Origin of the sequence: Stenotrophomonas sp. LMG 10879, from assembly GCF_002750935.1 — a bacterium.
GTDB lineage: Bacteria > Pseudomonadota > Gammaproteobacteria > Xanthomonadales > Xanthomonadaceae > Stenotrophomonas > Stenotrophomonas lactitubi_B.
In genome coordinates this window covers 112,479-133,852 of the sequence record NZ_PEJT01000005.1, presented here as the reverse complement: position 1 = coordinate 133,852, position 21,374 = coordinate 112,479, and the positions used below count along the sequence as shown (strand labels likewise).

Here is a 21,374-nt window from a genome sequence, read left to right as displayed (position 1 = left end):
AATAGGTGGCAGACAGCCCGCACCCCACCGCCCAGAATCGGGCCATCGAACCTGGGAGGGTAGGTGATGGCTTCGACGGCAGCAGTACAGGATGGCTGGATGGCGCGCGCAGCATTGCGCTCGGCCGCCTGGGCGGAAAAATGGTTCCCCGATGCGTACGTGTTCGCGGTGCTCGGCGTGGTCATCGTCGCGGTGGCGGCGATGGGCTTCGGCGCCACCCCGCAGGCCACCGCCAGCGCCTTCGGCGACGGCTTCTGGAGCCTGATTCCCTTCACCATGCAGATGGCCTTCGTGGTCATCGGTGGTTATGCGGTGGCCACCGCACCGGTGGTCGCGCGCTTCATCGACTTCCTTGCCCGCGTACCGCGCACCGGTCGCGGCGCCGTGGTGTACGTGGGCCTGATCAGCATGCTGGCCTCGCTGCTCAGCTGGGGCTTCTCGCTGGTGTTCGGCGGCCTGCTGGTGCGCGCGCTGGCCCGCCGTACCGAACTGCGCATGGATTACCGCGCTGCCGGTGCTTCGGCCTATCTGGGCCTGGGCGCGGTGTGGGCGATGGGTCTGAGTTCGTCGGCTGCACAGCTGCAGGCCAATCCGGCCAGCATGCCGCCGGGGCTGGTGGAGATCACCGGCGTGTTGCCGTTCACCGAAACCATCTTCCTGTGGCAGTCGATTGCGCTGACCGCCGTGTTGATCCTGGTTTCCCTGCTGATCGCCTGGCTGACCGCACCTGCCGCCGGCAGTGCGCGCACCGCCGAGGATTTTCCGGGTGCCGCGCAGGCCGAACCCGAGCCGCTGCAGCGCCGCACGCGGCCCGGTGAGTGGCTGGAATACAGCCCGTTGCTGACCGTGCTGCTCTCGTTGCTGGCCTTCGGCTGGCTGTTCAACGAGTTCGCCAACAAGCCGTTGGTCAGCGCCATCGCCAACCTCAACACCTACAACTTCATGTTCATCTCGCTGGGCCTGCTGCTGCACTGGCGCCCGCGCAGTTTCCTCAACGCGGTGGCCAAGGCGGTACCCAGCACCACCGGTGTACTGATCCAGTTCCCGCTGTACGGCGGCATCGCGATGATCCTCACCCACGCCGCCGGTGGTGATGGCCAGACCTTGGCGCATCGGCTGTCGAGCCTGTTCGTGCACGTCGCCAGCACCGATACGTTCGCGCTGGTGATGGGCGTGTACTCGGCAGTGCTGGGCTTCTTCGTGCCGTCCGGTGGCGGCAAGTGGATCATCGAAGCACCGTACGTGATGCAGGCCGCGAACGAACTGAAGGCGCACCTCGGCTGGGCGGTGCAGGTCTACAACGCGGCCGAAGCGCTGCCGAACCTGATCAATCCGTTCTGGATGCTGCCGCTGCTGGGCGTGCTCGGCCTCAAGGCCCGCGACATCGTCGGCTTCACCTTCATCCAGCTGCTGGTGCATATCCCGCTGGTGCTGGGCCTGCTGTGGCTGCTGGGGATGACGCTGGCATATGTGCCGCCGGTGATGCCGTAACGCAAACCCGGGGTCAGATCCCTTCCGAAGGACGGGCTCTGACCCCGGAGACCCTCAGCCAGCCGCCGCCTGCTTCTCGATCTCGGCCTTGCGCAGCAGGAAGCGCTGCAGCTTGCCACTGGGCGTTTTCGGCAACTCGGTCGCGAACTCCACCTGGCGCGGGTAGGCATGGGCGGACAAGCGGCGCCGCACATGCTGCTGCAGTTCCTGCGCCAGCGTGTCGCTGCCGATGAAGCCATCGCACAGGATCACGAATGCTTTGACGATCTCGGTGCGTTCCGCATCCGGCACGCCGATCACCGCCGTCTCCGCCACCGCAGGGTGCTCCATCAGCACGCTCTCCACATCGAATGGACCAATGCGATAGCCCGACGAGGTGATCAGGTCGTCCGAGCGGCCGATGAAACTGATCGAGCCGTCGTCCTCGCATTCCACCGAATCGCCGGTGAGGTAGTAGCGATCACCCAGCGCCGGTGTGTCGGCACCGTAGTAGCCGGTGAACCACATGATCGGTGACTGCCGCAGGTCCACGGCGAGGATGCCCGGCGTGCGCGGCGGCAGTTCGTTGCCGGCATCGTCCAGTACCGCCACGCGGTAACCGGGCATCGCAACGCCCGATGATCCTGGCCGCACCGCATGCTCCAGCGCGTGGTGGTTGTTCACCACCATGCCGGTCTCGGTCTGTCCGTAGTGGTCGAGCACCGTGGTGTCCAGATGGGCGGCGAACCAGCGGGCGATCTCCGGGTTCAGCGGTTCGCCGGCGCTGCTCACCACCCGCAGCTGGCCCTTGATGGACGCACTGGCTTCGGGGCCGGCGGCGATGATCTGGCGATAGGCGGTGGGCGAACCGGCAAGATTGGTGACACCCAACCGCGCAACGATGTCGTTCAGTCCCTGCACGCTGAAACCGGCTTCGCTGAAGGTGGTTGCCTGGCCCAGCAGCAGTGGACCGATCACCGCGTAGTACAGCCCATAGGCCCAGCCGGGATCGGCGATGTTCCAGAACACATCGTCTGCGCGCAGGTCCACGGCCAACTGCATGTAACTGGCAAAGGCCAGCAATGCGCGCAACGGCACCGGCACGCCCTTGGGACTGCCGGTGGTGCCGGAGGTGGACAGCAGTGCCATCAGCGCATCGCCGCGCAGCATCACCGGCGCGAAGTCGGGCGTGGCATCGGCGCTGCGCGCGCTCCAGTCGATGTCGCCGGCACGCAGCGCCTGCCCGGATGCCAGGATCGTGGCGACTGGCGGGCAGCCCTCGACCTCGTCCAGCTTGCTGCGGTTTGCGCTGTCGGTCACCACCAGTGCGGTGCGTCCGGTGTTCAATCGTGTCTCGATGGCCTTGGGGCCGAACGCGGTGAACAGCGGCTGGTAGATCGCGCCCACCCGCCAGGTGCCGAGGATGGTCGCCAGCAGATCCGGTGTACGCGGCAGCAGGCCGGCCACCACATCGCCCCTGCCAATGCCCTGCGCGGTCAGCACCTGGGCAACACGTGCGGAGGCTTCGCGCAGATCCTCGAAGGTGTACCGGTGCAGTGCGCCGTGGGCATCCACCCAGCGCAGCGCCAGCGCATTGCGGCCGCAGTGGCGGTCGCAGCACTCCACGCAGGCATTGATGCCGGCCTGCAGGTCATCGTGCAGCTGCCGTTGCGCGTGCTCGATGCTGAAGCCGGCCAGCGCCTGTTCGTAGGTGGGGCGTGCTGCGGTGTCGCGGGCCATGCGCATCTCCGGCGTGATGTCATTCCGACGATAGGCGGCGGCCCGGCATGCTGCAAATGGGACCATAGGCGTAGGCCGCCGCTGCGCGCGCCGCGGCGGGCAAGAACGCTGAATGCGTGCGTTCGCGGCTGCGGCATGACCACATGCCAAACCTGCATGAATCCTTCAGTCGCTTGTGCCGCAAGGGCTGGCGTGGGTTAATTCACGCGCGTACACATGGGTGTAGCCCGCTGACAACGCATGGTTAACCAATCGCTGCCGACGATGGCCACGTCCACCGCATTCCGCGCGTGGCATTTGGAGATCGGACATGGCACAGCAGAACCAGAACCCGAACCAGAAGCAGCAGGGCCAGCAGAACCAGCAGGATCAGCAGCAGGGGCGCGGCCGAGATCAGCAGCAGCAACAGCAGCAGGAACAGCAGAAGCGCAACCAGAACCAGCAGCAGGGCGGGCAGGACGAGGAAGAGTGATCCTGGCAGCCGCCATCCATCACCGACGAAGCCCCGCCCCGTGCGGGGCTTCGCTTATTCGAGCACGCCGATCCGCTGCAGCACCGTCGCTGCGGCCATATCGTTGGGGTTGGTACCGGGCAGATCCTGCGGAACGTCCATGCCCATGCCCCGATACAGGTCAACCCAATGCTGGGAGATTTCACCGGTCTGCGGGTTGCGGAAGTTCATCGGCTGCAGCGCGAACACATGATGCGCGCGGAACGCGCGTTCGATGAAGTCAGAGCAGTAGTAGCTGTCGTCGTTCAACACATAGGCGGTGTTGTACGGCTTGCCCAGCATGGTGCGCGCGGTGGTCACTGCATCGGTGATGGCATTCCCTGGCGGTGCGCGCAGGCGATAGACCACGATCCGCCGCTGCTTGCCACGCGCATCTTCGCGGAACTGGTCCAGCGTCTGCCGGCGCGAGCCCTTCTCGTCGGCGTGCAGCACCTCCCAGCCCTGCGGCGCCGCCGCCACCAGCGCGACATGGTCGAAGCTGGTCGAACCTTGCTTTGCGGTCGCATCGTCGATGGCCGCGCTCAGTCCGCCATGGCCGGCGGTGACGAACAACAGGTCGCCTTCCCGCACCTCCAGTGCGGCCACGACGCCGGGCCACAGCGCTGGCACCAGCAGGGAGAGGACAAGCAGGAGTGCGCGCATGGGGCCAGAGCAGAAGAGAGGGCGGCGTAGTCTAACGGCTGCCGGAATGACGTTGATTTCAATAATAGTGTGATATGAGTCTCAATTCCGGGTGTCGGGATATTCCTGACAGCGGATGTTGAAACTGAATTGACAGAGGCATGGCTATCCTTGCCTCCCTACCGCGCCGGAACCGCGCGCGACCACCCGGAATCAGGAGGATCCCGTGAACCAGCTCCGCCCCGTTGCCCTGCTCGCGCTTGCCTTGGGGCTTGCGCTGTCGGGCTGCAAGCCGGCCCCCCAGGCTGCTCCCGCTCCCGCTGACGCCGCCGCACCGGCTCCAACCAGCACGGCTGCCGCCACCACGCCGGCCGCGCCGGTCGCTGCGCCGGCGGCAGACGCCTCTGCCAGCTGCCCGCATCCGGTCTTCGACGATTTCCTCAAGCACTTCGGCAACGAGATCGCGCTGCAGGAAACGTCCACCGCCGATCCGCTGCTGGACAGCCACATCGATGGCGAAGCCGAACCGGAGCCACGCAAGGTGGAGGAGAACGTTCCGCTGGCCAAGGTCGAATGGCCGGTGATGCCGGACCCGGCCACGCTGCAGCGCCAGGGCCGCGAGATGCAGGTGACCCGCCTGCCCGGCGGCCAGGTGCAGGTGCAGATGCGCACCCCGGATACCAGCGACCAGCAGACCTACACCTTTGCCCAGAAGCCGTGCTGGCAGCTGGTCAAGCGTGAGGACGAATCGATCTGATCCTCCGCGCGGCCGCCTGCGGGCGGTCGTGTGGTTCAACCAAGGAGCACCGCATGCGTCTGTCTCCCGTTGCCCCCGTGCTGGCCCTGGTGCTTGCTGCCTGCAGCGGCCCCGAGGCGGCTGCACCGGCGGCGGCCCCCGCTTCCCCTGAGCCGGCCACGACGCCGGCCGCACCTGCGGCCGCCGCTGCGGCCCTTCCCACCTCCCTTACGCGCGACGAGACCGGCATGCATATCGATTGCCAAGGCACCCGCCTGCACCTGGCGGCCCTGCCCACCCAAGACACGGACGCTTTCCGGCTGACCACGCTGGAAATCGAAAAGGACGGCGCACGCCAGGCCGTTGCCGTACCCAAGGAGATGGACGGCTATACCGCTGTCGGCCTGGCCTGTGTGCAGGACCGCAGCGGCACGCCGTATTTCGTCGTGCAGTACGGTGAACTGCCGTTCGGCTGCAGCTTCTGCGAGTGGTACTACCTGTACGACGCCAGTGGCCGCCAGCTGACCCACAGCACGCCGCCGTTGCGTGGCACCGAAGGCGAGGAGCAGGAGCCCAACAACGACGAGTACGAGAAGTTGATCGACACGCTCGGCATCAAGCACCCGGAGGTGAACTACATCGAAGACTGAGCGCGGCGGCAGGACGTCGCACGCGCGCTGTGATCGCAGTACCGCAGTACTGGATGTACCAGGAGCAGTACCCCTTAAGGAAATTCCCTTTTTCATAGAATGGATAGCACAGACATGGCAGACATCTACCAGGACATGGTCCAGCCCCGCGGGGCGGCCTACAGCAGTGACCGCATCAAATCGTGGAGCCACTACCGCGAGCCGATCGACCAGAGCGACGGCCGCCTGCATGGCAATTCCCGCCGGTGGGGCGATGCGTCCCCGGAAGTACAGTCGCGGGTGATCGACACCCTCATCGAGTCGGCGCGCGAGAAGGGCCTGACCCCGCGCGAAACCGCGCACGTACTGGCCATCGCCCGCGTTGAATCGGGTTTCAACCCTGACGCCGCCGCTGGCACCACCTCGGCCTCGGGCCTGGGCCAGTTCATCGACAAGACCGGCAACCACTACCACCTCAACAACCGCAACCGCTTCGACGTCGGCGCACAGTCCGATGCACTGGTTGAGCACTACATCGACAACCGCACCCTGGCGCACAAGCGTGGCCAGGGTGAGGAATACATCTACAAGTACCATCACGACGGCCCGACCCGCGATTACGGCGGCCTGAACCTGTCTGACAAGAAAGTGATGCCGTACGTGGACAAGTACGAGCAGTTCGTGGAGCAGCGCCTGGGTCAGACCCATGGCCAGTCGCATGGCAGCCACGCGGCCCCCGCCGTGGCTGCGGCCGCGCAGGCCAAGCCGGCAGCGGCGCATGCCGAAGGCCAGACCCGCAACTTCGAGCAGACCATGCAGGTGATGCTGCCCCCGCAGAACGGGGTCAAGCCGCACGTTACCGGTGAGTTCGGCGAACACCGCGCGCACAAGCCGCACGGCGGCACCGACTTCAACTATGTCGGTGGCCAGCATGGCCGCAATCTGCAGCACCCGACCGTCAACGCGCCGATTTCCGGCACGGTGACCTTCGTCGGTGGCGACTACGGCACGGTGAAGATCAAGGATGCGCAGGGCAACTCGCACGAGATCCTGCACCTGCAGTCGACCCAGGTGAAGGAAGGCCAGCCGATCAAGGCGGGTGAGCCGATCGGCACCATGGGCGGGCGTGGCCCGGGTGGTGCGGGGCAGTATGCCCAGCACGTGCATTACCAGTTGAAGGATCCGCACGGCAAGCTGCTCAGCCCGCAGGATTTCTGGGACCACGGCAAGCTGAAGGAAACAGGCAAGGGTGGCCATGCGCATGAGGGCGACCACGGCGGCGTGCTGCGCCAGGGCGCCAAGGGCGAGGAAGTAACTGCGCTGCAGAAGGAGCTCAACCGCCTGGGTGTGCGCGACAGCCACGGCAACCGGCTGAGCGAGGATGGCAGGTTCGGCGCCAATACCAAGGACGCAGTGACCGCCTACCAGAAGCAGCAGGGGCTCTCCGCCGATGGCGTGGCCGGTCCGGCAACGCTGGGCAAGCTGGCCGAAGGCCGCAGCCATGCCGAGGCGGCGCCGAAGGGGCCGCAACTGGGCGACAAGGCGCATCCGGATACGCCGCTGCACAACGCCATCCGTGGCCACATGCCGGGCATGATCTGCAACGAGATGGCCGCGCATGTGACCGCGCAGGCCAAGGCTGCCGGCATCGATTCGCCGGAGAAGCTGCAGGGTGTGACCCTGCAGGATGGCAAGGCATTCGTGATGGGCACCGTTCCCGGCTTCCGCACTGCGGTGGACATGACCCAGACGGCACCGAGCGTGCAGGAGACCAGTGCTGCCATGCTGGCCAAGCATGAGCCCTCCCAGCAGCACGTGCAGGACGAGCAGCAGCGGGTGGCCATGGGCCGTTGACCGCTGCCTGCCACGAGGTGTGTGGCAAAGGAGGCCGGCCGGGGCGACCCGGTCGGCTTTTCCCTTTCCTGGGCGAGGAAATGCACAGATGTTGGTTTGCAGGATGCGCACCACCCCGCCATTGCCGAGCACGGCACCAGGCGCCCCGGCGGACGTCCCACGCGCAGAGAGTGGCAGCCCCATGAGCAGGGTGCGCCAGTGGCGTGACGCATGGCAGTGGGCAGGTCTCGCGCTGCTGTTCTGCCTGCTGCCGCTGCTGGCGCTGGCGGCAGTCCCGATTCCGGCACTGGATGATCCGGTGGTGGACACCGCCGACGCGCTGTCGGCCAGCACCCGCGCCACGCTGCGCGAGCAGGCCTTGCAGTTGCAGGCACGCAAGGGCGCGCAGCTGCAGGTGCTGGTGGTGCCCAGCGTTGGCGAGGAGGGCATCGAAGCCTATGCGCAGCGCGTCTTCGACCAGTGGCAGTTGGGCCGCGCGGGTGTCGATGATGGCGTGCTGCTGCTGGTGGCGGTGCAGGATCGGCGTGTACGCATCCAGACTGGCTATGGCCTGGAAGGCACCATTCCCGATGCGTATGCCGCACGCATCATCGACAAGGCGATCGTACCGTGTCTGCGCGAGGGAGACCTGGACCAAGGCGTGCTGGACGGCACCGCGGTGCTGGTGGCGCTGGTCGATGGCGAGCAACTGCCGCCCTGGGACGATTCATTGGCACGCAACGTGCTGCCGCCGGATTGGCGCACGGGGGATTCGGTCGTCGCGCTGACGTTGTTGGCGGGCTTCCTGGCGGGTCTGTGGCGATCACCTCCGCGTCTGCTGGCGACCAGGACCGAAGCCGATTTCACCGGCAACCGCCGCGAGCGGCGGCGCAAGGCACAGGCAGCCAATGCGACGATGCCCAAGCCGACGTGGCCGACATTGCCGGCCTGGGGCCGGCCGCTGCTGGTGACGACGGTGATCGCCGCGGGGGTGCTGTCTGCGACGCTGCTGCTGCCGCGCTACGTGCTGCCGGCTCTGTTCTTCGTGATGGTGCCCGCTGTACTGGTGGCGACGCTGCTGGGCTGGTGCTGGCATCGCAGCCGCGGCGTACGCATCGCGCTGTACGGCATGCTGGCCGTCAGCACCGGCTTCTTCGTGGTGATGCTGGCGCGTGGCCAGTTGCCGCCCAGCCTTGCGCTGCACACGCTGCTGAACCTGGCGGTCGGCATCGCCGCCATGATGGTGTTCTTCCTGGTGCAGGCTGGTCGTGCGCGCTGGCGGAAGAACCGCAACAGCTTCACCATCCGCTTGGTGGTGCTGGTCCTGCTGACCGGTGGCTATGCGCTGGGCGCACTGCTGGCCATCGACCGGGCCGGCGACGAGAACGCCCGCGTGCTGGCGACGATCGTGTCCAGCGTGGGCACGCTGTTCCTGTACTTCATCTGGGTGTTCACCCTGCTGCCCGGCGAAAAAGCCCGCGGCGGCCGCGGTTCGTCCAGGGACTACCGCTCCCCATCCAGTACCTCGTCGTCCAGTTCGTCCTCGAGCAGTTCCAGCGACTGGTCCGGTGGTGGTGGCCGCAGCGGCGGCGGAGGCGCCTCGGGCAGCTGGTAGCTCAGGCCGCCTGTACCCGCCAGCCCAGCACGGCATCGTGCAGTTCGCCGCTGCCGCTCACATCGCCCACCTGCAGTTGCAGTCCCTGCGCGTTGGGCAGGTCTTTCTGCTCGGGGAACCAGCGCCGATCGGCGGCGACCACGATCAGCAGGCCCTCGTCATCGCCCATCGGCGCGAACTGTGGCGACGGCGTGCTGATCGGCTGCAGACCGAAACGCTGGCTGGACTGTTGGCGCACCGCATCGACATCGTGGCTGGGCAGGCCAACCTCGCTCAGGCAGGTCAACTCGCTGCCATGGAAGGCGCCACTGCGGTCGCTGGCCGGCAAGCGCCTGCGGCCGATCAGTTCCAGGATCAATCCATTGGGTCCAGTGAAATACACCGACTGCGATTGCCAACTGCTTTCCAGTGCGAAGTAATCGAGGCCTTCCGGGTTGCGTTGGAAGGGCGTGCGTGCACGCAGCCAGGTCATGGCCTCGGCGAAGCGGTTGTCCGGCACATTGAAGGCCAGATGCACGCCGCCGACGGGGTGGTTGCCGGCAGGTTGCAGCTGGATCGTGCTCCAGCCGATGCGGACCTGGTCACCGGCCACCTCCAGTTGCAGCACGTCGCGGAAATAAGCGGCAACGCGGGCGACATCGGATACCGGCAGGGTGAGGTGCAGCAGGCGCATGGTCGATCCTCCGTGTAGCGCTGGGTGCAGTGTAGTCCCGCGCACCTTCGCGCCGCGTCATCACCTGCGCAACGAATCGTTGCTGTCAACCGCCGACGTCAAACCGTGCTCGACAGCGTCTACCGCAGTGCCTCACCGAAAAAGCGCACCGCGTCTTCCACCACCACCGCATGCGTCTGCTCCTTCGGTACCGCAGTTACACACAGCGCCTGCAGCCGCTCCTTCGCCAGCGGCGTGCACCCGGACAGGAAGTCGTAGTGGCCGACACCCGGCAGCGTGTGCAGCGTTGCCTTCGGAATCAGCGCCGCCGCCACATCGCCGTTGGTCGCTGGTGGCGCCACCTCGTCGGCAGCGCCCAGCACGATCGCCACCGGCTGCTGCAACGCCTTCAGCTGCTCCGGTGCGAATGCCTGCACGATGGCCGGCGCCAGCACGAAGACTGCGCGGACACCGGGAATCGAACGATCATCCTGCGCCTGCTGCACGTACGGCTGAAGTTGCGGCGATGCCGCTGCAGCAAGACGCGCCTCCATCGTATGTGCGGCTGCTTCCTGCTGCGGTCTGCACACGCCGTCGTCCGGGTGCGCTTGGCAGAACGCCAGCAACCGCGTCATGTCCGGCCGTGCGCCGGCGCTCAGCAGTGCGGTGAAGCCACCGGCGGAATAGCCGACCACGCCCAGCCGCGACGCATCAATGTGTGGCCCCAGATCCGGGTCGGCTTTTACTGCGGCCAGCGCGGCCTTCAGGTCGTCGGCGCGCAGCCAGGTCAGCACGCTGCCGGCCAGCGTCATCTCATCGGCGCCATTGTTGCCCGGGTGGTCCACGGCGATCACCAGGTAGCCCGCACGCGCAAGCGCAGTGCCCAGCCACCCCATCATGCGCGCGGTGCCGCCATTGCCGTGCGACAGCAACAGCGTCGGCAGGCGCCCGCCGGCGATGGGGGCGTCCTTCGCCGCGCGCCCCACCTCGAACAGCGGCGCATCCGCTGGCCCGATGGTCAGCGGCGTTTCGTCGCTGCCCGGGCTTGCCGGGTACCACACGGTGAAGCGCAGCACATCGCGGTGCGCGCCATCGCGTATCGCCGCGCTTTCCAGCGTTGTCACGCCGAGGCGTTCACCGGCGGTGACGGGCGCGGCCGCCATCGCCATCGGCGCCAGCGAAGCCAGCAGCAGGATCAGCATCCATCGTGTTGCGTGCATCGTCAGTCTCTCCGGGTCAGGCAGGGCGGTGATCGACCGGCAGCCAGATTTCCACGCCACCGTGGCCGCTGTGCTCGTCGAAGCGGGTGTCGTAGCGTTCAAGGTCCGGCGCGTTGGCAAGGTTGAGGTGGCTGGCGGGCAGGTACTGGTCCAGCAGCCAGAACCAGGTCGAGCGGATGGTGGAGATATGGCCGCCATGCCAGGCCACAAGGTAACGGCGCGCAGGCACATCCACCCGCTGCCAGTGTGCCGGTACCGACGACAGGGCGTTCACCGGCAGCGCGGCGATGTAATCGAAACCACCATCGTCGTCGCTGTTGCAGCACACACCGAAACTGACCGGTGCCGGCGTTGGCCATTCGCGATTGAGCCGTGCCCACTGCCCGGGAATCGCACCACCGCTGTCGCGGGTGTGGCGCATGCCGATGCCGGCCACCTGGAACGGTGTGCAGTCGATCAGTCTGGGCGCCTCACTGCAGGCCTGCGGTGCATCGTCGAGGCGGATCGCGTGCACCAGCGACAGCTCCGCCAGACCGCGTTCGCGCACGCGCTCCGGGGTCTGCCCGAACTGCTCACAGAAGGCTCGGGTGAACGCGGCATGCGTGCTGTAGCCCGCCGCCAACGCCACCTGCAGGATGTCGCTGGCACCGTTGGCCAGCTGCTGCGCAGCGGCGGTCAGGCGCCGTCCGCGCAGGTAGCGCACCACCGACGTACCCGTGCGGGCCTGGAACAGGCGCGACAGGTGGAACGGCGACAGTCCGGCGGCGGCCGCGATGTCGGCCAGCGCCAGCGGCTTGTCCGCATGGCTTTCGATGTACCACAACGCTTTGCCTGCCGCGCTCATCGCGCTGTTCCTTGGTCGAATGCCGGGCAGCGTAACGGATCGAGGGAGTGGGGCGCTTAGCAGTTCTTGCGGTGGCGGGGCTTTGCGTTTGCCGTTGCACCGGCAACAATGCGGCCTTCATGGACACGATGGAGGCCAGGGACATGCCAGAGAACACGCGCCGTATCACAGCAGTGGAGTCGGTCGGATGATCGGACTGGTGATCGCGGTTCTCGTCGTACCGGCGTTGCTGACCTTGGCGTTGCTGGTGCTGATGTGGCGCTGGGCGCCGCGTTGGCGCGGTAATCCATGGCTGTACCGCGTCGGCTTCGCGTTCCTGGCCGGTTTGCTGTCACCGACGCTGCTGATGGCCGGCCACGGCGGCTTGCCGGGCCCAACGATCGGGGGCCTGGTACTGGTGCTGATGCGGCTGGAGTGGATCGGCGATCTGCATGCCAACTTCATCGCCTTTGGCAGCAAGGATGCGGGGTTCCTCTCCGCCCCCTTCCTGGTCGTCTTCGCGCTCGCACTGTTCATCCCGTTGCGGACGGTGCGGCCCGCCACCTTCGGCTTCGACGACGACGCTGCCGGGTAACGCAGGCCCGCTACGGGCAGCACCCGCACCGTAACCGCTGCAACTGTCGTCTCCACGTCATCGCTGCTTCACATCGCAGCCCGAGACTGCGCGCCTTGTCCAGGTCCCACCTGGCCCTGTCGTGCCTTCCCGGAGTTCCGCCGTGCATCGTTCGAAGCTGTCGCGTTCCATCCTCCTCGCCCTTGGTCTGGTCAGCGCAGGAGGCGCGATCGCAGCAGATGCCGGAACGGCAGGCACCAGCAGCAGTGGCAGCCACACCGCACCCACCCAGCTTGACGCGATGCTGGTCACCGGTACCCGTGCCTCCAACCGCACCCAGTTTGAAACCCTGGCGCCGGTGGACGTGTTCACCAAGCAGGACATCCAGTCGGTCGACTCCACCGACCTGAAGGACGTGCTGGCGCAGCTGGTGCCGTCGTTCGTGGTGCAGCGCCTGCCGATGGCCGACGGCCAGGTGTTCGTGCGGCCGGCCACACTGCGTGGCCTGTCGCCGGACCAGACGCTGGTGCTGGTCAACGGCCGCCGCTTCCATCGCAGTGCTCTGCTTGGCAACCGCGGCGCACAGGCCGCGGACCTGGCGCAGATTCCGACCAGTGCCATCAAGCGCATCGAAGTGCTGCGCGATGGTGCGTCGGCGCAGTACGGCTCGGATGCCATCGCCGGCGTCATCAACATCATCCTGGAAGACAGCCCCGGCACCGAGATCACCGCCGGCTATTCGCAGTACGCGCAGGGCGATGGCGGCTCGCGCGACTTCAGTGCGCGCACCGGCTGGGCGCTGGGGGACTACGGCAGCCTGGCCCTGTTCGCCGAATCGTCGAACTCCGACGCGACCTCGCGCACCCGCCAGCGTCCGGACGCCATCGCCTTCCAGGCCGCGCATCCGGAGCTGGATGTACCCGATCCGGTGCAGCGCTGGGGCCAGCCGGAGCTGGAAAGCCGCCGCGTGGGCTTCAACCTGAAGGCCAATGCCAGCGACACCCTGGAGCTCTATGCCTTCGGCCTGTACAGCCACAGCGATGGCGTCAGCGATTTCAACTGGCGTAACCCGGATACCACCACTGGCGCGTACCGTACCACCAGCATCTTCCCGGGCTGGAACCTGCGTTCGCTGTATCCGGTGGGCTTCAGCCCGCAGTACGGCAACACGCAGAACGACCTGCAGCTGGTCGCTGGCCTGCGCGGTGAGATCACGCCCAAGCTGCGCTGGGACCTGAGCGCCTCGTATGGCCGCAATGCCATCGACTACAGCCTGGACAACTCGGTCAACGCATCTCTTGGCCCGGACAGCCCGACCTCCTTCGACCTCGGCCGGCTGACCCAGACCGAGAAGAACGCCAATGCGGACTTCAACTACGAATGGGACATGGCCGCGCTGTCGAAGCCGATCAACGTCGCCTTCGGTGCCGAGTTCCGCCAGGAAACCTACCAGGTGCGCGCCGGCGACCCTGCCTCGTATGCGGTGGGCCGCGGTGCGGCGGCGGGCCTGGAAGCCAATTCCAACGGCGCGCCGGGCTTCTCGGCCAGCCAGGCCGGGCAGTGGAGCCAGCGCAGCAAGGCCGCCTACGTGGACATGGAAGTGCCGCTGGGGGAGCGTTGGAGCATCGGCGCGGCCGGTCGCTATGAAGATTTCTCCAGCTTCGGCAGCACGGTGGATGGCAAGCTGTCGGCACGCTTTGCGATCACCCCCGACGTGGCGCTGCGCGGAACGCTCTCCACCGGCTTCCGCGCGCCCACGCCGGCCCAGCTCAACACCACCAGCACCACCCAGGGCCTGGACACGCGCACGCTGCAGATCTTCACCAGCGGCCGCCTGTCGCCCAGCGATCCGTTGGCGCAGCTGCTGGGCGCCAAGCCGCTGACCCCGGAGGAGTCGCGCACCGCCTCGCTGGGCCTGACCTGGCGCACCGACATGGGGCTTTCAGGGTCGGTCGACGTCTACCGGATCACGCTCAGCGACCGCTTCAGCCAGTCGGCCAGCTTCGCCATTCCGGCCGGCACGCCCAACCCGCTGGGCTATACCTCGGTGAACTACTTCACCAACGATTTCGACACCACCACCACCGGCGTGGACGTGGTCGGCAACTACCTGCGCGATCTGGGCGCCGGGCGCATGACGCTGACCCTGGCTTACAACTACAACCAGACCCGCGTCGACAACGGCAGCACCTCGGTGGCGACCAACGAGACCCAGCGCGTGCTGTTCGAAGACCGCCTGCCCGAGCACAAGGGCAGCTTCACCGGCAGCTGGGACGTCGGCGCGTGGTCGTTGATGGCGCGCGTGCGCTACTACGGCAAGTGGACCGACTCCACCGGCAACGCTACGGGCGACATCTACCAGCAGTTCGGTGCGATGACCTTCCTCGACCTGGCCGTGGGCTATCGCATCAACGAACACCACAGCCTGCGCGTGGGTGCCGACAACGTGTTCGACCGCTACCCGGATGAAGCCACGTTCCAGGCCAGCCGTGGCCTGATCTATTCGCGCAACGCGCCGTATGACACCGACGGCGCCAATGTGTACGCGCAGTACCGGCTGACCTTCTGATGGACGGCCGCCGTCGTTCCCTGCTGCGTGCGGGTGCGCTGTTGCCGGCGGCTGCGGCGCTGGCCGCGCTGGCTGCCCCGGCAGGCGCGCGCTACGCTGTACCAATGGACATTCCCGCACCTTCCACGACGCCGGACGTGCTGGCCCGTGACGAGTCGTACTGGTCCGCCGTCGCCAGCCACTTCGACATCACTGATGAAGTGAACCACCTGGAGAATGGCTACTGGGGCGCGATGGGCAGGGAGACCCTGGCCAGCTACCAGCGCCACACCGCCGAAGTGAATCGTGGCAACGCTTGGTACGGCCGCCATGCGTTCCCGGCGCAGTACATGGCCGTGCACCGGCAGGTGGCCGACATGCTCGGTGTCGGGGCGGACGAGATCGCGCTGACCCGCGGCGCGACCGAAGCGATGCTGGCGCTGATCGGCGGCTATAACCGCCTGCAGCCGGGCGACCAGGTGCTGTACGCCGACGTCGACTACGACAGCATGATCAACGCCATGCGCTGGCTGCAGCAGCGTCGTGGCGTGCAGGTCGAGCGCATTGCGTTGCCAGCGGTGCCAACCCATCAGCAGATCCTGCAGGTCTACGATGACGCGTTCGCGCGCCTGCCGCGCCTGAAACTGGTGTTGCTGACCCAGGTCAGCCACCGCCATGGGCTGGTGCTGCCGGTGGCGGAGATCGCCGAGCGTGCGCGTGCGCGTGGCATCGATGTGATCGTCGATGCCGCACATGGCTTCGGCCAGATCGACTACGCGGTGCCGGCGCTGAAGGCCGATTTCGTTGGCATCAACCTGCACAAGTGGATCGGCGCACCGGTGGGCGTGGGCGCGATGTACGTACGCAAGGGGCGCGTGGCCGACCTGGATCCCTACATGGGTGAGACCGACGATGGTCGAGTGGGCAGCCGCGTGCACACGGGCACGGTCAACTTCGCTGCCTATCTGGCGCTGCCCGAGGCCATCGCGTTGCATCAGCGCATCGGTGCAGCCAACAAGCAGGCGCGCCTGCGTTATCTGCGCGAGCGGTGGACGGTGCCAGCGCGGCAGATGGCGCATATCGAGGTGCTGTCGTCGCCCGATCCGGCGTTGGCCAGTGCATTGGCCAGCTTCCGCCTGCGTGGCCATGCCTCGGTGGAAGACAACCAGGCGCTGCAGAAGCGGCTGCTGGAGGAGCACCGGATATTCACCACGCATCGCGATGGCCTGGATTCCGGCGCCTGCGTGCGGGTGACGCCATCGGTGTTCACCCGCCCCGCGCAGATGGATGCGCTGGTGCAGGCGCTGGCCGCACTGGCCTGAACGCCCACCGCTCTGGTAGATGCCAACCTTGGTTGGCACCACATCCACGCATGGCGTGAATTGGCCCAGTAGATCCACGCCATGCGTGGATGCTCTCCGCCTACCGCTCGATCGCCGGCAGCGCATCGGACAACAACAACCGATCGATCCGCCGCAGCGCGTTCTCCAGTTGCCGCCGGTCCGCAGCCAACCCCAACGACAACCGCACCCCGCTCGCGAACGCTGCGCCCGGCGGACAGAATGCCGATGACGGTGCGATCGCCAGACCCTGCAGCTGCGCCGTACGCACCAGCGTGGCGTCGGTCCATGGCGCGGGTACCCGGCACCACGCATGCAGTCCATCGGCGCGCTCCAGCAATGACGGTGCCAACAGATACCGCGCCATCCGCGTACGCTCGCGTGCTTCCTCGCGCACTTGCACCAGCAGCGCCTGCGCCGAACCATCCAGCAGCAGTTGGCTGGCCAGCGCAGAGACCAGCGGATGGCCCATCAAGCGCGTGGCACGCAGTGCGGCAGCCATCGCCTCGGCGTGGGCGGCGCTCGGGCATTGCACGAACGCGGTACGCAGGCCGGGGCTGATCACCTTCGACAGGGTGGCTACATGGAACACGTGCCGGGGCGCCAGTGTCGCCAGCGGAATCGGCGCGGTGACGGCCAGATGCCAGTACGGATCGTCCTCGATCGCCAGCAGGCCTTCGCGCTCCAGCACCCGCGCCAGCGCCTCGCGCCGCGCGGTGGGTACCGTCAGCGCCGTCGGGTTCTGGCAGGTGGGATTGAGGTAGACCAGGCGCGCGCCACATTCCCGCGCCCGGCGTGCCAGCGCATCGGGGCACATGCCCTCCTCGTCGCCCTCCACTGTGACCAGCCGCCGTCCCAATGCGGCGGCCGCCTGCAGCAGGCCCGGATACACCAAGCGGTCGCAGAGGATCGCATCGCCCTCGCGTCCCTGGCTGACCAGGATCGCCGCCAAGGCCACCTGCGCGCCTTCGGTCAGCAGCAGGCGCGCGTCGTCCACCGTACCCAGCATCGGCTGCAGCCAGCGCGCTGCCGCGTGGCGATCGGTCGGGTTGCCACCGCCGAGGTGATAGGTCATCAGGTTCGGCGCATTGCTGCGCGCGAGCACCGCCGCTGCGCCTCGACGCAGCATGTCCGCCAGTGCATCGGCGTCGGGTACCGGCGGCACGTTCATGCTGAGATCCACGGCCTGATCAAAACCGGCCTTGGGCGGCGCGATGAAGCTGCCCTGTGGCCCACGTGCTTCGATCAGTCCACGCTTGCGTGCTTCATCGAACGCACGGGTCACGGTGGTCAGGTCCACGCCCAGCTGCTGCGCCAACGCGCGCTGCGAAGGCAGGCGTTGCCCGGGCGCCAGGCCGCCGCGATTGATGGTGCGTTCCAGCGTGTTGACGATGCGCAGGTAGATCGGACCGCTGTGCACGTGCACGTCCTGCACCCAGCCCAGCCCTGCGACGCCAGGCCCTGCGACATCGGGTCGCGGCATGTACGGAGGATGTCGGGGCGTATCGTTGCTTCCAACGGCGGGAGCCTGTCCATAACCATCGGTCGGTTCGGACAGGTGACCGCCGTTGTTGTTTGTGGCGGCTGCGCCGGCCAGCATCGGTGATGTCATCGCGCGTCCTCAGCGCTTGGCCTGCCAGGGGCAGTAGCAGCCCACGGCAAGCAGTCCTTTCGGGCGCACGGTTTCCCCGCGCACCAGTTTGTCCAGCAACGGTTCGACAAAGCTGTTGGCCGAATTGCAGACCATGCCGATGCTGTACGGGCCGGCATAGGCCAGGTGGCCATGGCGGTCCCAGATCGCCACTGCCGGGCTGGCCGGAATGTTCTCGATGCCGTCGATGGTCGGCAGGGTGATCACCTTGTTGCGCAGCGGCTCGGGCAATTCACCTTCGGTGCCGGGGCGGCGGATCGCATAGAAGTCGATGCCGGCGCGTCGGTACATGCTGATCAGGTAGCTGAGGTGCGCACCGGTTTCGCGGTTGCACACGCCGCAGGCCGGGTCCCAGAAATGCACCACGCGGATGCGGCCGGTGTCGCCGGCCAGTTCCGCCGGCAACCGCAGCTGCGAGTCATCGAAGACGATGGCCTGTTCGGCGAACGTGGACTGCTCGCCATAGCCGAAGTACTGCCACAGGGCCGCCGCCACGCCGGCCATGAACAGGCATGCGAGGGCGATCATCACCGGCAGCATCGAGCGGCGTGGACGCGGCGCGGCTGCGCCCATCAGGAGCCGTCCTCGCCGAACTTGTGCACGTACTGCTTGCGCATCTCGCGGCACGAATCGGCCTGGGCGCGGCGCTGGATCTCGCTGCGCGCCGCGTCCTCGCTGCGTTGCAGGCACTGTTCGATGGCGTGGCGCTCGGCGGCCTGCACATCCACGGTCTGCGGTTGCAGGCAGACCCAGGCCAGGGCGGCCAGCATCAGCACGACGAAGCCGCCGCAGCCGGCCATCACCAGGTGGAACTTCAGTTTGTCGGCGGCCATCGACGGCACGTCCCTCGGTCCATACATTGCATACAAGATATCATCTTGTATGGTTATGGCTCACGGGGTGGCTCAGACGATCGCCGAATGCCGCGCGTCGGGTGCCTCGGACAGAATCTCGTTCAGCTTGGCCAGGGCGCCGGCCAAGGCCTCCTGGTCCACGGCACCGCCCAGCGACAGGCGGATGGCGTTGCCCGGTGGCGGCTCCTCCACGCTGAAGGCGTCGGAGCTGGCGATGCCCAGGCCCTGTTCCTGCGCGGCCTGGATCAAACGGTACTGGTCCAGCCGCGGCGGCAACGGCAGCCACACATGCAGGCCGGCCGGATGGGCCTGGCGGCGGGCCGGCAGGTAGCGGGCGGCGATGGCCTGGCGCTCGCGCAGTTCCTGCTGGAAGCGCTGCACCATCGCCTGCGCCTGGCCGGTGCGGATCCAGTGCGAGGCCACGGCCACCATCGACTGGGTGGGCATCAGCGCGATGGCGCGCAGGGCGTCCAGCACCGGCTCCATCGGCTGGCCGGCCGGCACCACCAGGTAGGCCGTGCGCAGGCCGGGGGCCAGGCACTTGGACAGGGTGGAGATGTAGTAGACCGGGCAGCCACCGTCGGCCAGCGCCGCCAGCGGCGGGGCGGCATCACCGGCCAGCAGCCAGTAGGGATCGTCCTCGACCACGGTCAGTTCGTGCCGGCGCGCGACCGCCAGCAGGGCCTGCCGGCGCTGTGCCGACATCGTTGCCGTGGTCGGATTCTGGATGGTCGGCACCAGGTACAGCAGGCGCGGCCGACGCAGCTGGCAGGCCTCTTCCAGCGCATCGGGCAGCATGCCCTCGGCGTCCATCGCCACCGGCACCACGCCCCGCTGCAGCACCCGCGCGGCGGCCAGCAGGCCCGGGTAGGTGAGCTGTTCGGCGGCGATCAGTTCGCCCGGCTGGGTGCGGGCCAAGATCAGCGCGCACAGCGCGGTCTGTGCGCCGGGGCAGATCACCACCCGCTCGGCGGCGACCGGGCCGAGGATCGGCGCCAGCCATTGCACGGCCGCCGCGCGGTCGTCGCGGCTGCCGGCGCCAACGTGATAGCTCATCAGCTCGCCCTGGCCCAGCTGCTGGCCCAGGTGCTGGAACCCGGCCTCCATGCCCTGTGCGAACGGCGCGCTGCCCAGCAGCGGCGGGATGTTCATGCTCAGGTCGACCGAGGTGCTGCGGTTGCCGGCGGACATCGCAATGAAGGTGCCGCCCGCGCCCTGCGCGTCCAGCAGGCCGGCCTGGCGCAGTTCGGCGAAGGCGCGGGTGACCGTGGTCAGATCCACCCCCACCTGCTGGGCCAGGTCGCGCTGCGGCGGCAGGCGGTCGCCCGGGCGCAGCACGCCATCGTCCACTGCTTCGCGCACCTGCTGGGCGATCTGCAGGTACAGCGGTCCTGCGCCCTCGCGGAAGGGGCGAACCCAGGTCCGGTTGGGGTGTTTCAGGCGGCGGCCGGCAGCAGGAGGCGTCATCGGTCGGATTTTTCCATACGTGCAGATGCACAAGTCCATACAATGCTGTATCTTGTATGGGCTTGATTGGATTGGCTCGCCTGTTTGTAGGCGACCTCGTACCCACAGTGTAGCCGCTCCACGCCCGGGCGCTGCGCGCAGGCGAGCCGGTCAAGCGCGCATCTTCAACAGGGTTGACCTCCAATGAATATCTGCTGGAACCGCATCCGCCTGGCGCTGGTCGCCCTGGCCTGCATCGCCCTGACGGGCTGCGACTGGGTGCTGCTGGATTCGAAGGGCATGGTCGGGATCGCACAGCGCGACCTGATCCTGATCTGCATCGGCCTGATGCTGATCGTCGTCGTGCCGGCCATCGTGCTGACCTTCGTGTTCGCCTGGCGCTTCCGCGCCGGTAATACCAAGGCCAAGTACACGCCGGACTGGTCGCACTCCACCAAGGTGGAAGTGGTGGTCTGGGGCGTGCCGTTGATCATCATCGCGGTGCTGGCGGTCATCGTGTGGAAGTCGACCCACGAGCTTGATCCGTACAAGCCGCTGGACGTGGCCGGCGAGCCGCTGCACGTGGACGTGATCGCCACCGACTGGAAGTGGGTGTTCGTGTACCCGGACCTGGGCATCGCCACGGTCAACCAGCTCAACTTCCCGGCCAACCGCGCGCTGGCGTTCAACATCACCTCCAACTCGACGATGAATACCTTCTTCATCCCGCAGCTGGGTGGGCAGATCTACGCGATGGCCGGCATGCGCACGCAGCTGCACCTGATCGCCAACCAGCCCGGCCAGTTCCGTGGCATGTCCGGCAACTACAGCGGGCATGGTTTCTCGAACATGAAGTTCATCGCCACCGCCAGCAGCAACGAAGACTTTGATCGCTGGGTGGCCGAGGTGCGCAGCGCGCCGGATGCGCTCAGCTTCGATCAGTTCAAGGCGCTGGCCGCACCGTCGAAGAACGCGCCGGTGCAGCACTTCTCCAGCGTTGAACCGCTGCTGTTCAAGAAAGTCATCGACCAGTTCATCGGTGTCGGTGAGAACACCGCTGCTGCGGCCCCGGCCGGTACGGCCGCCGGTGCCCAGGTTTCCCAGGAGTAAC

19 protein-coding genes are annotated in these 21,374 nt (G+C 67.3%); 10 read left to right on the top strand and 9 right to left on the bottom strand.

Features of this window, described 5'->3' with window-relative positions; genetic code table 11:
• Positions 1-66: 66 nt before the first annotated feature.
• Positions 67-1,491, top strand: coding sequence for a TIGR00366 family protein (locus tag CR919_RS09325; RefSeq protein ID WP_099819780.1), 1,425 nt, complete (start codon positions 67-69; stop codon positions 1,489-1,491).
• Between the two features lie 54 nt (positions 1,492-1,545).
• Here the strand turns inward: CR919_RS09325 and CR919_RS09320 are convergent, their stop codons facing one another.
• On the bottom strand, positions 1,546-3,210 hold the full coding sequence (locus CR919_RS09320) for an AMP-binding protein (protein ID WP_207761029.1): 1,665 nt from the start codon (positions 3,208-3,210) through the stop codon (positions 1,546-1,548).
• A 310-nt stretch (positions 3,211-3,520) separates the two neighbouring features.
• Between CR919_RS09320 and CR919_RS21200 the strand changes: the two genes are divergently transcribed.
• Positions 3,521-3,682, top strand: coding sequence for a hypothetical protein (locus CR919_RS21200; protein WP_164745118.1), 162 nt, complete (start codon positions 3,521-3,523; stop codon positions 3,680-3,682).
• A gap of 54 nt (positions 3,683-3,736) precedes the next feature.
• On the opposite strand, the gene CR919_RS09315 is transcribed toward CR919_RS21200, so the two are convergent.
• On the bottom strand, positions 3,737-4,363 hold the full coding sequence (locus CR919_RS09315; protein WP_099819778.1) for a YiiX/YebB-like N1pC/P60 family cysteine hydrolase: 627 nt from the start codon (positions 4,361-4,363) through the stop codon (positions 3,737-3,739).
• Positions 4,364-4,568: 205 nt separating this feature from the next.
• Here CR919_RS09315 and CR919_RS09310 point away from each other — a divergent pair, with 205 nt between their 5' ends.
• The 4 genes from CR919_RS09310 to CR919_RS09295 all read left to right on the top strand — a co-directional run bounded on the left by CR919_RS09310 (position 4,569) and on the right by CR919_RS09295 (position 9,155).
• Positions 4,569-5,099 carry a hypothetical protein gene (locus CR919_RS09310; protein ID WP_099819777.1) on the top strand — a complete coding sequence of 177 codons (531 nt, stop codon included), beginning with the start codon at positions 4,569-4,571 and terminating at the stop codon, positions 5,097-5,099.
• Positions 5,100-5,152: 53 nt separating this feature from the next.
• The gene (locus CR919_RS09305) at positions 5,153-5,728 is read left to right on the top strand and encodes a hypothetical protein (protein ID WP_243380031.1); all 576 of its coding nucleotides are present in this window, start codon (positions 5,153-5,155) and stop codon (positions 5,726-5,728) included.
• A gap of 114 nt (positions 5,729-5,842) precedes the next feature.
• Positions 5,843-7,561, top strand: a complete 1,719-nt coding sequence (locus tag CR919_RS09300) for a peptidoglycan-binding protein (protein WP_099819776.1) — start codon at positions 5,843-5,845, stop codon at positions 7,559-7,561.
• Between the two features lie 181 nt (positions 7,562-7,742).
• On the top strand, positions 7,743-9,155 hold the full coding sequence (locus tag CR919_RS09295; protein WP_099819775.1) for a TPM domain-containing protein: 1,413 nt from the start codon (positions 7,743-7,745) through the stop codon (positions 9,153-9,155).
• Position 9,156: 1 nt separating this feature from the next.
• On the opposite strand, the gene CR919_RS09290 is transcribed toward CR919_RS09295, so the two are convergent.
• The 3 genes from CR919_RS09290 to CR919_RS09280 all read right to left on the bottom strand — a co-directional run bounded on the left by CR919_RS09290 (position 9,157) and on the right by CR919_RS09280 (position 11,871).
• Positions 9,157-9,828: a VOC family protein gene (locus CR919_RS09290; protein ID WP_099819774.1), complete on the bottom strand. Its 672-nt coding sequence runs from the start codon at positions 9,826-9,828 to the stop codon at positions 9,157-9,159.
• A gap of 119 nt (positions 9,829-9,947) precedes the next feature.
• Positions 9,948-11,027 carry an alpha/beta hydrolase gene (locus CR919_RS09285; RefSeq protein ID WP_099819773.1) on the bottom strand — a complete coding sequence of 360 codons (1,080 nt, stop codon included), beginning with the start codon at positions 11,025-11,027 and terminating at the stop codon, positions 9,948-9,950.
• 16 nt (positions 11,028-11,043) lie between these two features.
• Entirely contained in the window at positions 11,044-11,871 is an 828-nt protein-coding gene (locus CR919_RS09280; RefSeq protein ID WP_099819772.1) for an AraC family transcriptional regulator, read from the bottom strand.
• A gap of 187 nt (positions 11,872-12,058) precedes the next feature.
• Between CR919_RS09280 and CR919_RS09275 the strand changes: the two genes are divergently transcribed.
• The 3 genes from CR919_RS09275 (at position 12,059) to CR919_RS09265 (ending at position 16,294) form a co-directional block, all read left to right on the top strand.
• Positions 12,059-12,445, top strand: a complete 387-nt coding sequence (locus CR919_RS09275) for a hypothetical protein (RefSeq protein ID WP_099819771.1) — start codon at positions 12,059-12,061, stop codon at positions 12,443-12,445.
• A gap of 142 nt (positions 12,446-12,587) precedes the next feature.
• Entirely contained in the window at positions 12,588-14,993 is a 2,406-nt protein-coding gene (locus CR919_RS09270) for a TonB-dependent receptor (protein ID WP_099819770.1), read from the top strand.
• The gene (locus CR919_RS09265) at positions 14,993-16,294 is read left to right on the top strand and encodes an aminotransferase class V-fold PLP-dependent enzyme (protein WP_099819769.1); all 1,302 of its coding nucleotides are present in this window, start codon (positions 14,993-14,995) and stop codon (positions 16,292-16,294) included. Before CR919_RS09270 ends, CR919_RS09265 begins: the two co-directional genes overlap by 1 nt.
• 100 nt (positions 16,295-16,394) lie before the next feature.
• On the opposite strand, the gene CR919_RS09260 is transcribed toward CR919_RS09265, so the two are convergent.
• From CR919_RS09260 to CR919_RS09245, 4 genes are all read right to left on the bottom strand, one after another.
• Positions 16,395-17,924, bottom strand: a complete 1,530-nt coding sequence (locus CR919_RS09260) for a PLP-dependent aminotransferase family protein (protein WP_099819768.1) — start codon at positions 17,922-17,924, stop codon at positions 16,395-16,397.
• A 9-nt stretch (positions 17,925-17,933) separates the two neighbouring features.
• Complete coding sequence (locus tag CR919_RS09255; RefSeq protein ID WP_099819767.1) at positions 17,934-18,536, bottom strand: DUF6436 domain-containing protein; 603 nt, start codon at positions 18,534-18,536, stop codon at positions 17,934-17,936.
• Positions 18,536-18,796 (bottom strand): hypothetical protein, encoded by a 261-nt coding sequence (locus tag CR919_RS09250; RefSeq protein ID WP_099819766.1) that lies wholly within the window; start codon positions 18,794-18,796, stop codon positions 18,536-18,538. The genes CR919_RS09255 and CR919_RS09250 overlap by 1 nt, the downstream gene beginning before the upstream one ends.
• 72 nt (positions 18,797-18,868) lie before the next feature.
• A complete protein-coding gene (locus CR919_RS09245; protein WP_099819765.1) occupies positions 18,869-20,284 on the bottom strand; it encodes a PLP-dependent aminotransferase family protein in 1,416 nt (471 codons plus the stop codon).
• Between the two features lie 183 nt (positions 20,285-20,467).
• On the opposite strand from CR919_RS09245, the gene cyoA reads away from it, so the two are divergent.
• The gene (cyoA, locus tag CR919_RS09240) at positions 20,468-21,373 is read left to right on the top strand and encodes a ubiquinol oxidase subunit II (protein WP_099819764.1); all 906 of its coding nucleotides are present in this window, start codon (positions 20,468-20,470) and stop codon (positions 21,371-21,373) included.
• Position 21,374 lies beyond the last annotated feature (1 nt).